General features: G+C 33.8%; 10 protein-coding genes. 6 read left to right on the top strand and 4 right to left on the bottom strand.

Going from position 1 to position 14,999, the window contains the following annotated elements; genetic code table 11:
* Positions 1-260: 260 nt before the first annotated feature.
* Both IGK85_RS16995 and IGK85_RS17000 read left to right on the top strand, forming a co-directional pair.
* Positions 261-530 carry a helix-turn-helix domain-containing protein gene (locus IGK85_RS16995; protein ID WP_413129930.1) on the top strand — a complete coding sequence of 90 codons (270 nt, stop codon included), beginning with the start codon at positions 261-263 and terminating at the stop codon, positions 528-530.
* 344 nt (positions 531-874) lie between these two features.
* Positions 875-1,819, top strand: a complete 945-nt coding sequence (locus IGK85_RS17000) for a helix-turn-helix domain-containing protein (RefSeq protein WP_429972378.1) — start codon at positions 875-877, stop codon at positions 1,817-1,819.
* Positions 1,820-1,936: 117 nt separating this feature from the next.
* Here IGK85_RS17000 and IGK85_RS17005 read toward each other — a convergent pair whose 3' ends face one another.
* From IGK85_RS17005 to IGK85_RS17020, 4 genes are all read right to left on the bottom strand, one after another.
* The gene (locus tag IGK85_RS17005; RefSeq protein ID WP_429972379.1) at positions 1,937-2,689 is read right to left on the bottom strand and encodes a DUF6973 domain-containing protein; all 753 of its coding nucleotides are present in this window, start codon (positions 2,687-2,689) and stop codon (positions 1,937-1,939) included.
* A 12-nt stretch (positions 2,690-2,701) separates the two neighbouring features.
* On the bottom strand, positions 2,702-3,112 hold the full coding sequence (locus IGK85_RS17010; RefSeq protein ID WP_429972380.1) for a hypothetical protein: 411 nt from the start codon (positions 3,110-3,112) through the stop codon (positions 2,702-2,704).
* Between the two features lie 341 nt (positions 3,113-3,453).
* Positions 3,454-3,741, bottom strand: a complete 288-nt coding sequence (locus IGK85_RS17015; RefSeq protein WP_086373500.1) for a type III secretion system protein PrgN — start codon at positions 3,739-3,741, stop codon at positions 3,454-3,456.
* A 136-nt stretch (positions 3,742-3,877) separates the two neighbouring features.
* A complete protein-coding gene (locus IGK85_RS17020) occupies positions 3,878-5,377 on the bottom strand; it encodes a primase C-terminal domain-containing protein (RefSeq protein WP_429972381.1) in 1,500 nt (499 codons plus the stop codon).
* A gap of 1,222 nt (positions 5,378-6,599) precedes the next feature.
* Between IGK85_RS17020 and IGK85_RS17025 the strand changes: the two genes are divergently transcribed.
* The 4 genes from IGK85_RS17025 (at position 6,600) to IGK85_RS17040 (ending at position 14,839) form a co-directional block, all read left to right on the top strand.
* Positions 6,600-7,517 carry a ParA family protein gene (locus IGK85_RS17025; RefSeq protein ID WP_429972382.1) on the top strand — a complete coding sequence of 306 codons (918 nt, stop codon included), beginning with the start codon at positions 6,600-6,602 and terminating at the stop codon, positions 7,515-7,517.
* Between the two features lie 12 nt (positions 7,518-7,529).
* Positions 7,530-8,132: a hypothetical protein gene (locus IGK85_RS17030; protein ID WP_429972383.1), complete on the top strand. Its 603-nt coding sequence runs from the start codon at positions 7,530-7,532 to the stop codon at positions 8,130-8,132.
* Between the two features lie 2,035 nt (positions 8,133-10,167).
* Entirely contained in the window at positions 10,168-11,643 is a 1,476-nt protein-coding gene (locus IGK85_RS17035; RefSeq protein WP_429972384.1) for a helix-turn-helix domain-containing protein, read from the top strand.
* 679 nt (positions 11,644-12,322) lie between these two features.
* A complete protein-coding gene (locus IGK85_RS17040) occupies positions 12,323-14,839 on the top strand; it encodes a WxL domain-containing protein (RefSeq protein WP_429972385.1) in 2,517 nt (838 codons plus the stop codon).
* Positions 14,840-14,999 lie beyond the last annotated feature (160 nt).

A 14,999-nucleotide genomic window follows, 5' to 3' on the forward strand; every position in this document is an offset into this window, starting at 1 on the left:
GTATGTCAAACAAAAATATTGTTTTATTTTTATGTGTAAAACATAGCATAAGAAATTTATTTTGACAACAATTTATTTTGTTGCTCTAAAATACCATTATTAGTTATTCTTATACTATCGGTCATTTTCTTAAGTAATTAAGTTATTTCTTATGATATATAAATTTAAGCTTTTACAATAATATTATACCATTTTGTTTGCATTCAGACAAACAAAAATTCAGATTTTATGGTATTTTCAAAAATAAAAAGGCTAAACAAATGACTAATGAAGAGTACACAAACATCAAAATTCATTTTGCTAATGTAATAAAAGAAGCTAGAAAAAAACATCACTATACAATAAGAGAATTGGCAGAAATAGCTGAAATAAATTATTCGTATTTATCTCAGATTGAAAATAACCATATAGAAAAACCATCCATGCATACTTATCTCACTCTATTCGAAATATTAGAGATATCGATGCCAGAATTATTTTATGACATTGAAAGCATGCCACCTTTTAATCATTATCCGCCTGAAAGCTAGTTTATCTACTAGCTTTTTTATTTTGGGATTGATTAAAAATAAATTTCATCATTAGGTTATTAAAATGGCCGGCACATTATAATAACTAACTTAAACAGACACTGAATAGTAAATTATGATACATTTTGAAACTAGTTTTAGCGTGTACCAATTTGTACATCTTGCGTTTGAACACCAGTTGACCCAGTTAATAATAATAAGATCAAGTCTAAACTCATACTGTTTTCCTCCGATACTTTAATTGTGTAAATTTACAAGTCAAATAGTACCACTTGATAAAATTTTTACAACAAAAAAATGGATAATTGCTAAATTGGCAATTTCTTATGGAGGTTTAATGAGCTGTGAATGAGAAGTCTATCATTTTAGTGGAAATAATTGAAGATTTAAGAAAAAGTCGTGGAATATCCCAAAAAGAATTAGTAAATACTATTCTTAGTGAAAGCTCGTATGCAAGAATAAAAAAAGGCGAAAGAGAATTTCCGATATATATGCTTATTCCTTTAGCAAAAAAATTGAATGCTAGGATTGAAGATATCTTGGATCTCTATTATCGAAGTGAAAATCATGAATACAAAAATCTTTTCAAGCGATACAATATCGTCACTGATACACATGATATAGCTGAAGCAATTATCCTATACGAAGACCTGATAAAAAATCAAAAAAACAGTCTAATGCTAAGCAGAATGCGATTGTTGATAGAAAAGTATTTTGCAAAAGATACAAGACAAATACCTAAAATAGATATTCTTGAAGTCCAGGCATTGATGAATCAAATCTTAGTCACAAATCATCTGACTTCTTACGATCTTCAATTCTTCGCAGATTTTATGACCCTGCTATCAATGGATCAGCTTCAGATTGTCAGTCAAAAATTGATAGACGTCGACTTCAATGTTATGGACTCATTTAATCATTTCTACAAAAAGTATTATCCAATCTGCTTAGGAAACCTATCCGATTGCTTAATGGATTTAGGTTATTTTGAAGAAGCCAAGCAGCCTTTAAATAAATTAATAGCTACAGCAGACCATGTTGACTCCATTGAACTGAAAATTTGGGCCCAATACTTAGAGAATGTTCTAGCCATCTACACCGAAAATCAAAACAATGAAAAACAAAATAAGCTAAACAAATTGAATCAAATTGTTACTAATTGGCGCAACTTATTACCCTCAAGTCGTTTGGTAGAAGGGCTACATGGCGGTTTCCAACGTCTATCTGACAGAAACGGTGATCGTCCAAACAATATTCATATTCCACCTGTATACATTTTAAAACCATAAGAAAAAGCCTAGTATTCTTTGATGGTCTTTTTTTATATATTTAAAACTGAAGTTTCCTATTTTCCCAAATCATCAATACAAAAAAAGAAGAGATACTATTCATCTCTTCTCGAAAAACTATCTTGCTTTAGTTGTAGCAACTACTTTGTTATTTACAATTCTTCTACAACTTCCTGCATCAACTTTTGCTAAAGCCTTCTTCTCCAAATCCTTTGATGAATATTTCTTATTTACAATCGATCTACCAACATTATTATTGAAAAGATCCATCTGCTTTTCATTAGCTGGTTGATTTTTATTCTCCTCGTGAGCATCTGCCCATCTTTTCGCATTTGTTTTACCGTTAGAAGGATTGAAACTTGATCCATATCCAGCTAACATCGTTGCCATCTCAGCATTCCAATAAGTATGTCTAAAAGCATCTCCGTTTCCATTATGCAACCCGTTTTTGTATAATGCATTTGTTCTTTTTGTAGCCAAACTAGAAGCAGTATACACTTGTGCTGCTTGCGCAGGATATGATTTGACAAGCTTTTTTTCCGCACTATTCAAATTCTCGTAGGCAGATGGCAGGTATCTTGCTGTTACCCTATAGCTTTTTGAATCATATATATCATTGTATAGCTTAATCATATATAAGTTTTGATCATCTTCAGATAGATCTTTAAATGCTTCATCTGAGCTCGAAATTTCATAAGCTTTAACAAAATCATCAATTGTTAAACTATCTATTACTTCATCGCTTAGACTCTCATTTGAAATTTGTTCTGATCCTGATTCATCTGTTGCAATCTCATCTGCATAAGCATGGATACTACTTGATACTGAAATACCAAAGAATAAAACTAACGTTAAAAATATTTTTTTCATTTTTAGTTCTCCTTATTTTTGGAAAATCAATTGTTTTTCTGTTTTGTTTATACCATCATCATAGTTGCAATCTAATACTATTTTACCCGTTGATTCGTCATAACTAGCTACTTTTACAAATAAAGAAAAGTTTTTAGTATTGCTATCAACATAACCAGTAACTGTTTGCTCTTCTCCATAAATGGTAACTGAAATAGAACTCTCACCACTTATACTAACTTCCTCTATTGGTTTATTCGTAGACTTTATCGAATTACTTTCATAAAGAACTTCTGAATCATTCAGATAATTTCTTGCTATTGTAATAGGAACTTCTATTGCACCTTTATTATTTTCAATAAAAATGCATGTTTTACCATTATTTTTCAGGAAAAATAGTGTACCAAGTACTACCAAAACTGTGCAAGATAAAACAATCGTCAATACTTTCCTTTTTGATTTATTCATATCTTTCAGTAAATTCGAAAAATGAATCTACTGTTCCCCCTTTCTAACTCAAGTATATTTTAGTAATAGGTTATTGTAAATATTTATTTTATCGATATTTTAAACATAGACAAGATATAATCTTATTTAAATTATACACTATTGCTGTTTTAAATAACCCTTACAAAAATGTAATAATATTACCTTTCACAAATAAATACAGATACTTGAACCTTCCCAAAAAAGTAAACTGACAAAATCATTTATTAATTTACATTGCCTATATCACTTAACGAACACGTAAAAAACTAAAATACAACGAAGAATGATCGACATAACTAATTAATTTGTTCTTTTTCTTTTTTTGGATTGATACTCTTTAAGAACTTCTCCTCCAATACCAATAAATGACGATAAACATCATCCATCGACCAGCCTGAAGAAAGACTAAGACAATATAAAAAATCACAAGGTAATGTTTTTACTGCACGGTTCCTTGTTACCCAGCTTGCTACTGTACTCTGCTTATATCCATGCAACTCACAAAATTGCTCTACTGTCATACCTAACCGCGAAATAATAAATACATTGATCGGGTAGGGATATACAAAGGTATTGATACTCATAGTCAGAAAGACCTCCCACCATATTATTACGTTTGCGATAATAGTACTACTCTTTCTTAAGACCAGCAAGCAAGGCGGAGAAAAAGAAGGAACGTATCATAGATATAATGTAATAGGCAATTTGCACCTTTTAGTTTTAACCTGTATCGATCATGAACAGATTTGTTTGCACGCCGATCTTATTGGGTTCTATCAAGCGTTTCAGTGCTGTCTGGATAAACGTGTATTCTCTTCCAAAAGCTTCTGAGATCGCAGCGAAATAAGCCTCCTGGCTTTCTTTTTTTAGCCGGATAACGGAGCGCATCAATCCATGTATCGAAGCTAGCATAATACCTCCATTACGACCAGCACGAACACTAATATGAATTTTGTTCTCTTCTTTTAACTGCTTCAGTACTTTGTCCAGGGAACGTTTTGGGATCTTTAAACTTTCAGTTAACTCTTTTTTTGTAGAAATAATGTATGGTTGTTCTTCATAGGATTGCTCATTCAAATAGGACAGTAGATCTTCTGCCCATTCATGACTATGTGAATACTTGCGAACAGCTCTTTCTTTCTTGAATTTCCACCAACCCCGTTTTTTATTGAATAGCTGCTCTTCAGAAAGATTGGCATCGACCCACTCTTGGCATAATAGGACAACTTTTTCTCTGTGCGCTGCTTGATATTTTCCGGAGTAAGCGGAACGAATGATTCTGGTTAATTCTCGATCAGATAAAGGGTTAGCCAAGCGGTCATTGAATTCTAACATCGTCAATTCACATGCTTCTACTTCGTATCCTGACGAAAAGTATGCCAAAGACAAGGTGAATATGACATTATTTCGACCATATACGCCCTTTTCACCTTGTATTTTTTGACTTTTTAGCAACAGCTGGAACCAGGGTTCATCGACTTGACGAAATTCTTGAGTAGATGGTAATACAAAAACGTTCTTGATCTCCGCTTTTTTGTCCGCATCTTCTCTCATTGACCAGTCGATCCATTCTTCAAAACTATAGCGATACTGTGGTTCAAAGAATAAAACATTCTCTTCAGAAGGCATCCGTGTGATCCCAAAATGATTGGCATTTACATCGACAGGAAACCGATAATCATTTGAAAATTTATTCCTTAGATTTTTTGAGATCATTTTGGCCACATTGATCACTTTAAAATTTGATTTCTTCGTCACGTATGCAGGCTTGTCTAGTACATAGAAAGCTTGAAATCCATGCGGTGTACGTAGAATCATTGTCGGCATAAAGCCGATCTCGTGACTGGCCAGGATAATTTCTCCGTAGTCAAAGTTTGGATCCAATGTGTCAAAATCAACAAAGAAAGTATTGATTTGACGTAAATTGTCCTCAGAATGACCTTTTGTAAACATTCTGGCTTCATCAGCATACGTTCCATAGCGAAATACATTTGGTGTCCAATGAGTGAATCGATTATTGTTTTCGATCACCCCTTCTTCTGAAGTGATCACTAGTCCAATTCCCTCGACCATGTGTTCCTTTGAACGGTACGCAAAAATAGCCCCCTTACCCGACTGATCTTTAAAAGAGACTGGTTTTAGGTGGCTATTTTTATATTTAAATTTACGAATACCGTTGTTTAAAATCGTTGAATAAACTGTATCTAGCTCTACTGACATGCCTGCTAATCCTTCCTAAACAAAAAGAGAACACAAATAATCTTTCGATTTGTGCTCTCTCAATGGCTTAGAACGTCAACATTTCGCTAAATTGCATGACAAAATAAGCATATATATATATTGAGTTTCCCGTCAAAAAATGATAAAATAAATCTATAGGTTCGGATTACCAGTCCGAATAGATTTATTTAAATCACATAAGTGGTAACCAGCCACTTACATAATTCTGAGACGAGCGAGAACACATAGTTCTGTATGTGATTCAGATGAAAGAGTGAGGCCAAATTCACTTTTTTATCCGTCTCTTTTTTTGTTTTAATTTTCATAATAAGAATATATGAAAACACCATTTAATTCAAGCCCTATTTCCCCGAAAATCTATTACATACTACCTTAAATATATTTCCTTCGTTATTATTTACTACCCTAATTAATGATTATCTACTACATTTATTGAAATAATTATTATAATATGAACTACTGAAATTATTAATTAACTACTACTCTTTTGTTCCGAATATTATATTATATACTACCTTAAATATTAATTATCTACTACCTTATCATCGAAATGCTTGAAGGTAGTGGATAATATCTTATACTTAGGTAGTAGATAATAAGACTAGATTAAATACACTGTTTAACGTAAAAATCCTATCCTTATAATTATATACTACTTCAATTTGATTGAGTACTACCTTTATTGTATGCTCTTTATAATTACCTACTACCTCTTCATATCATTATTATTTACTACCTTAATATCTAGTCATATACTACTTTAATCTTGATTAGATACTACCTATAAATCGAATTATCTACTACTTAATTCATATTAAAACATTATTAGTTACTACCCTAATAAGGCGATATCTACTACCATATTATACTTTTAATTACTACCCAACTAATTGAATCTCAAGTGAAGCAATTTTCTTTTTATTTATGTACTACCTAAAATAACTAATTTTTTACCGATCATACGCTTGCTGAAATATCTCAGTAGCACTAACATCCGTCCCAAATTAAATGTGCCAACGTAAGTTACATACGATACTTCTAGCGTCTTATTGAAGGAGAGCAATTAATGGAGTAATCTTCTTATTTTAATAGTTACTACTTTCTATTACGGTAGTATATAATTAAAATTAGATAGTAATACTTATGGTAGTATGTTACTATTATTAAAAAAGGTAGTAGATAATATAGGGAGTGATATCATTTGTCAAAGAAATTTGTTATTGGAAATTTTAAAGGTGGCGTAGGGAAGAGTACCTGTGCACAAATGCTAGGATTTGAAGCAGCTGTAGCAAAAAAACAAAGAACTCTTATCGTCGATCTGGATATGCAAGGGAATACCTCTGACGTAATGAGCTTAACGCATATGAACTTTCCTTCTGAAGAGGGTGGGGGAGATGGTGAGCCTCTTGATTACGAAAATACAATAACTGATGTACTGATTGGGAAAGAGCCTATTGATCTAAATCTCGAATCGGACGGAGAAGTTGATTGGAATAAGGTAGTAGATAATGATACTCGTGTTGATCCAAAAGATGCCATATATAAGATAGTAGATAATTTATATATATTACCCGCAGATATGAGTTTTGAACTTTATGATGATTGGATCAAAGATCAGTTCTCTGATTCTGCTGACAAGCTGGTTTATATGCAAAAACGATTAGCTCCGCTACTTGAAGAATTTGACATTGTTTATCTAGATGTACCACCATCCATTTCCATCTATAGTAAGTCAGCGATGTATATAGCTGATTTTGCAATTGTTGTTCTTCAAACGCAGGTTAAGTCCATGAGAAATGCCATGCAATACTTAGAATATATGGATTTCTTTGTGGAAGGATTTGATACATCTTTAAAAGTTGCGGGGGTGATTCCTTTTATGCTAGAGAGTGGGGACGCAGTAGATCAAGAAATGTATGCACAAGCGCAACGAATTTATGGTAATCATTTGTTAAAAAATGTTGTACTTAAGAATGCACGTTTAAAACGTTATGACGGGTCTGGGATAACGATGGAATTAACTAAAGCTGGTAAACTAAAGCAGTGGGATAGACGTTGCCATCATCTTTTTATTAATATTTATGAAGAGCTACTTCAACACGAAGCTTGGTATGAGTAGGAGGTTCCTCAAATGGCGGATATAAAAGATTTAGGTATTTTTAGAAGCAATAAAGGGTTAGACAAAATTAGGGCAGGGACCTCATCGAGAAAAAATATCAAAAAACCTCAATCTGATCTTACAGAGAAGACGGAAACTTTGAAAGAATCTACTAATCATAATGCCTTTGTTCCAGAGTCTAAGATCACTGCTACGCAAAGTACGGATCAACCGACTATTCAAACTAAGAAAAAATCTGTTATCTCTAAAAAAGCAAAAGGGGTAGGGGCTCCAATAAGAAAATTTGATCGTTCATTCTCTGCGCAAATGCCTCTAAAGCTTTCGCCTATTTTAAATGCAACCTCGAGAATCATGGTTGAAAAATACGATACTAATTTAACCAGAGACGAGCTATTGAGAAAAGCCCTTGATGAATACATTAAACAACATTTAACTCAAGAAGATAAACAAGACCTTTTTAATGATGTTATGAGAGAAGTAGATATATTTAGAAAGAAAAAACCGACTATTCCAGAAACTGACATAGATGGTATAGTTATTCGCACAGTTGAAGAGATTGAGGAAGAAACCAAGATGACTTTACGTAATAATTGGGGAATGAACTATAAACACTAAAAAGCTACTACCATAAATACAATTATGGTAGTAACTTTTTATTTAACTCAACATGAATTAGGGTAGTATTTAATTAAAAATAGAATATTATATATTTTGCACCATGTAGTATAACAAAAAAATGTCATACATACTACGAGAGGTTTATAATATATTGATCCCTTTATCTTAAATACTACCTTAATATATGAAAGTAACAACTAATTAATGATTATTTAAGTAATATATAATACACTTAATATCCGTTTCCAAACGATCATGAAATAGAAAAACGAGGAGATGATTGCTTATAATACTTTTCCTTATCAATTCACGTGTAAAAACAATACATGCAGTGAAAGTCAGAAAAATCCATACCCAAAATGAATCTATAGAATATGGTAGTTGAAAAAATTCTGGTGGTGTCCACTCAAAATGAAAAATAAGAGCATCAGTTATAATGTTTTATATCAACTGCTTAAGAAGGGATGAGACGATTAAGAATTAGAACAACTATTTCGTCTCTTAAGTACTATCAGCACGGCAAAGGTATAAATTATACGATTTTTATTTAAGATATAAATTATACCTTATTGACAGAATTGATGCCTGCATCTATTAGTACGGATAAATAGAACAGATTTATCCTTAAAATTTACAATAGAATGTCTTCACACAAGTGAACTATGTCAATTTACACTTCGAAATAGATGACAATTCGCTCTTAGCGAAATTTGCACTCGATCTTGAAATCATGAAGAACTTAGATATAAAATGGGATTCATAAAAGCTAGAACTTTTATTTTCCGCACAGGATAGTGATTTTTTACTTGGGCGGATTTTACCGGACCCACAAACCCGGTGTCTCTTTGGAACTGATTCGATTGTTAAGATAACAAAACCTAATGAGTCAGCTTCACTTATCAACGATCGTACACCGATTATCATTCAAAAAGTTCCTATCAAAGTGTGGATTACTGATTTAGTCTTTGCACGAAGCGCTCTCGAATTATCAGTAAGCACTACAAACACCCTCTCTGGGAGCAAGTTTCCTTTTCTATTATATCAAATCATTTATACGATTTAGTATACCTCTCGAAAATAATTTCCATCGTCTCAAAAGTATCTATATCTAGTTGTCACAACAATAGCAGATATTTCTTTTACTTATATGTCCATTCAACAGTGGGGGAGGGAACATCAGATTACTCTATCCCGCCCTTTGTTCATTGGAACATAGCTGCCAGTGCTTTTCAAATATTTTTTCTTAATATATTGACCCCTCTATATTAGAATTATGGTAGTAGATTTTTAATTACCTCGACACGTATTGAGGTAGTATGTAATTTAAAATAGAATACTATAAATCTTGCACTAGGTATTAAAACCAAAAACGCTCTAGTGTGATGGTTGGACACTATCTTGTCATCTCTATATTGAGTACTACCATAATGTTTTGAAGTAGTATGTAATTTTCGATAATTAAGGTAGCATTAAATACATTTTAATAAATTTACAAATTTTTGTGGAAAAGAAAAACCATGAGACGGTTGCTTATAATACTTCTCCTTATGAATTCACATGTGGAAACAATAAATGAAGTGAAAGACAGAAAAAGTCATATACTAAATGAATCTATAGAATATGGTAGTTTAAAAGATTCTGGTGTCTTCCACTTAAAATGAAAAATAAGAACAGCAATTACAAAGTTTTATATCAACTGCTGAATAAGTGGGAGACCTCACGTGACTGTTACAGACGATTAAAGAATTGGAGCAACTATTTCTGAGGGATGAGCGTCTCTTAAGTACTATCAGTAAGCCAAGTGAATGGGTATTGAAAACCATGATGATGCATAGTAAGAATAGTAGCACAGTAAGTAGGACAGAACCTTTGGTACTTTCTGAGTTTTTAATATCTGTTTGGTATGGTATATTTAGATATCCTTTAAAATATATCATTTTTTATAAGATACCATACTGATATTCTAGCAAGACCTGCTTGAAGATTAATATATCTAATTATAAAAATCGGAATTGAAGATGGGGGAGAGAATATGAGAGATATTCAGTTAGCATTCATTAGTAACCGTACAACGAGCCGAATATTCAAAATATTAGGGATAATCGAACGAATGCGTTTATTCACAATTAAACAACTAGCAGAAAGAATAAAAGTTACTGAACGTACAATTGCAAATGACATGAAGTATATACGAGACTATTTTGATGGGAGTATTGCATTAACGTCTGGGAATAACGGGGTTTTGTTTGAGGAAAAAAAACCGTCTGAATACAAAAAGTTAAAACAAAAACTATTGGATAATGAATGTTTATTTGAAATAATTGGGAATATTTTTTATGGAAAATTTGCTCGAGTAGACGAATTAGCGGAACATTATCATTTCTCAGAAAGCTCTTTTAGGCGCATGCTCAACCAAAGTAATTCAATATTAAAAATGTATGGGCTGCAATGGGCATCAAATCCATTAACGATTCAAGGAGAAGAGGCAAACTTACGTAAATTTTATAAAGATTTTTACTATGAGGGCATAGAGACAAAATATACGCTATTGCCGGATCTCGAGCTGCAAAATCTAATTTTAACAAAATTAGAAGGAAAATTGGGTAACTATGGGATTGGCTCTGGAACAACTCCAGCCTCGCATTATTATACGTACTTTATTGCAATAAAAAGAGCGAGTTTGGGATTTACGATCTCTTTACCTGAAGAACTAAAGAGATTAGCTTACCAAGAAACAGATTTCCCATTAATGTATTCTTTAAAGCCAGATATTGATAAGCTTTATAATATTACATTTCCTAAAATAGAGTTTGTATGGATCTATCTAGTATCCTTGTGTGAGCGCACGTTGGACCGTCAAGACCAAGAAGAGCGATTTTATGATCATTTTCATAGTGGAAATGAAATAGCTGATTTAACAGATGATTTTTTAAGTATGCGTGAAGTGTCGGGGAAAGATAGGCAGACCATCGCTACATTTATACGTGCCTTTTTCTTGTCTAGAAATATCAATCACCGGATTTCCCCGGTCTTAAATAAGGAGATGTCCGATCTAAAAGAAGTCATATTTAATCTTGACTATGTAGATTATCAGCGCAATTATCTGTTCTTAAAAAAAGAAGGGGAGAACATTTTTAATTCTTCCATTTATCTAGAAGATATAGCTGTTGCGTTAACGGTATATAGTGATTTGATTTTAGACATTTATGCTCCCTCAAAAAAGATATACTTCCTATTGGAAGGTGATCACTTTATGTGTCAATATATTCGAACAAGAGCGATCCAACAATTTGGTATGAAGCACAGTTTATCATTCTTGCCATTACAGTCTTTAACAAATGATGTTTTAGAAGATACCGATGTGGATTTGATCGTTACGAATTATTCTCGATATATACTAGACTATACTCTTCATACAAATTATCTTTTGCTTAAAGCAGTACCGGATGAACAAGATTGGCAACAATTGGAGAAAAAAATCGATCCCTATCGAAAAAAACGTGTATAATTTTTACCCCTTCACGACTTTGGTGTAGGGGTTTTTTCGATTTTTTCCGATACTGATGAAAAGAGCGATTTCGTTTTTTTTACTTATGAAGTTATTATAAAAATCGTAATCAAATACGTCTAGATAACCTTTGTGATAGCAGTGATAATGAAAAAAGAGGTTCTTTGGCTTGTACTACTTTTCACTCTGATGCTTGAATTATTCTCAGTTGTAGGGCAAGCAGAGTAAGGTACGTTGAACTTTTACTTCGCATCGCAATTAATTATTAGCCACGTTTAAGGATCCAGTAGCTTTTTGTATTCAAATATCGGACCAGATGAAACAGAAACCTTATCATTGAAACTACAAAATGCCAATAGCAAATCGATCAAAATACAAGTGAAACCACCTACTACATACACCAATCCCATAGTATCAAGGAGTATAGTAAGGATAGAGAATAAACAAAAAATTTTATTTGGTAAATGACCGTTGGCATTGTATAAATTTTCCTTTTGCTTGATCTGTTTTTCTAAACATTCTTTGAAAAAAGAAAGGAACGAAACAGGAATAGCTTTTCAGAAATAGGTTTGAAAAATAACGCGAATCTAGATTCAGAATTCTCAAAGAGTTTTTCAACAAATACGCGATCCATCAATAAAAGTAAAGGATATCTACGAAGTCAGGAAGGATTGAACACATGAAAGGATTATCATTTAAAGTTCTAACTATTTTTTTCATATTTACTTTTTTTCCAATCGCTCAATTGTCTACTAGTTATGTATTTGCGACTACTAAAGAGGCAGTCAATGACACAGACGTGGAAAAATTCAAAATAAACAATCTTGATTTTTTCTGTCCTGAAGAAGAGCGTCATTTGTCACAAGAAATGCCTGAGATGTCCCAAGAATTTTCATTTGTTGCAAAAACTTTTCGAACAACTACCAATCAACCAGTACTCATAAAATTCACGAGCACTATAGCAACAACTGACGTAGTGGTGAGAGTTCCTGAATATGGACAAATCTTAAATTCTGAGTTTTCCAAAGATGAACATATTCATCACTCACATGGTGAATATTGGCTAATGAAAACACCTATACCTCAGACCACATTTGAACTTGCTGTTTTGTTTGAACAATCAGGCAGCTATTTTCTCACAGTGGGTCATGATGCCGATCATTTTTATTTGGAGGTAAAAGATGAACCTGAAACACTCGAACAGCCAATCTTTGAAAAAGACTATTTGGAAGAATCTGAGCTAGAAAGATTAGTCGAGGAAATCCCAGAAGTTTTGCAACCTGAAGTAGCAAAGGAAGAAAATATATCCATCCCTGCTTCGATCATTGCAGAAGAAGAGCTACGTATTTATGAAGAGACCCTTGATCCAGAAACAAGATCTACTAGCAATGTTAATAATTGGTCTCAATTTCGAAGTGCTTGGAACAATTCTAGAACAAGTATCATAATCATGACGAACTCAATCACCTACTCCGGATCACTTTTAGGTAGTAATTTAAATGCGCGAAATTCATCCATAGTCATTCAAAATGCTAGACAGTGGAGATTGGATTTCAGTAGTTCTAATAATAACTTGGTCATGGATGGGAATAATAAGTTAACAGTGCAGAATATTGCGCTATTTGGGGGTAGCCTACATCTTGGACATATTAGACATTTGGGTTCGGGTGTAGTTGAAGCAAGTAAGATATCCTCACCCGGTTTTGGTTTGGTAAATTCTACGGTTATTGAAGCTCAAAATATTGTTCTTAATGATGATTTTCATCTTATTTCATCAAGTAACTCCAGTATATTTTTGGTACGTAACGGAACCTTAATTATAAATAATCCCTCAGAAAGATCCCTTATAGGAACAGGGGGGGGAGGGCAAAAACCCATCACATCGACTGCTTCAAGTAGAATTATAATTAACGACGTCAATCGTATGACTATGGGAACTATGGGGCATTCTATCACTCCTAGATCTTCTTGGTCTAAAGTAAACGTCACGCTTACTGGAGTTAATGGGGCGCAAGTGCTCAGTAGTAGTTCAGACCAAGGAGATTTTGAAGAGCGGTATACACAATTGTTCAATGAAAATTGGTACAATGCGCTTATCTTCAATGGAACCGATGCAGAGTTTGTCCCACCTATTCAAACCGGTACAGTCAAAGCTACGTATACCGATACTAAGGGAAATACGTTAGCCCCTTCTGAAGTATTGACAGGAACCGTCGGAGAACTATATTCTACACAAGCAAAAGAACTTGAGTATTGGTCATTGTCAGAAGTACCATCCAATGCCAACGGTATTTTTACAAGAGAGCAGATCACTGTGAATTATATATATGAAAGAATACATCAGTTGTCCTTTCAAACTAATCCTTCCACAGGAGGATCTCCCATTGCTGAGAAGAAATCTTTGATTTCACAAGAAGAGACGGTGATTCATGCGAAACCAAATGAAGGGTATCGCTTTGAGGTATGGGAAATCATTGATGGGGATGGTGCAAATATAAAAAACATTACAGCAGAAACGACGGTGTTTGTCATGGGTAACTCGGATGTGGTAATTCAAGCTGTTTATGTTGAAGAGCCTAAAACTACAGTCCCCGTAAATCCTGCCGATCCGCTAGCGCCAGAAATTGAAGTGAATCCCGAAAACAAACCAGACCTTCCGGAGGATCAAGGACCACTAAGTATCGATTTCATTTCGACCTTTAGCTTTGGTACACAAGCCATTTCGGTTAACGAACAGATCTATTTTGGGGAACCACAACGCTTATTGAACGGAGATGGGACTCTTAATGAAACCGAAGAACGCCCAAACTATATACAGATCAGTGATCGACGTCCTGAAAATGAGCGCCATGGCTGGCAACTAGCCGTTACCCAAAAAGAACAATTTAGAGGGGAAGAAGAACAGGAGCTTTTTGGGGCTAGTTTAAGTTTATTGAATCAACAAATCATTACCGCTCAAGGTGGAACGGCACCAGAACTTCAATCTGTTCCTTGTATACTCCTCATTCCTGGCAATAGGCGAACGCTTCTCAAAGCGACGGGGAATGATGGTACAGGCACATGGATCTATCGCTTCGGTGATGCCGATACGCAGGGGGAAAGTATATCGTTGACTGTGCCAAAAGGCTCAACCCCAGAATCTACGATCTATTCCGCGACGCTTGTTTGGGAGTTAAGCGCGGTTCCTGAAAAGTAGGCGCCATAGCGCGGCATACGGCTCATTCTCTGGCTAGCAATTATTCCTATTGATTGACCAGCTGCTAAAAGGTAATGTACAACCACAATTTAGTCTGTGCGAAAGAATTAGGACCGACATTAGTAACCTCCATTAAATAAAGTCCCTTATAGAACAGCAG

The sequence above is a fragment of the Enterococcus sp. AZ015 genome (assembly GCF_050499225.1).
GTDB classification, from domain to species: domain Bacteria; phylum Bacillota; class Bacilli; order Lactobacillales; family Enterococcaceae; genus Enterococcus_D; species Enterococcus_D entomosocium.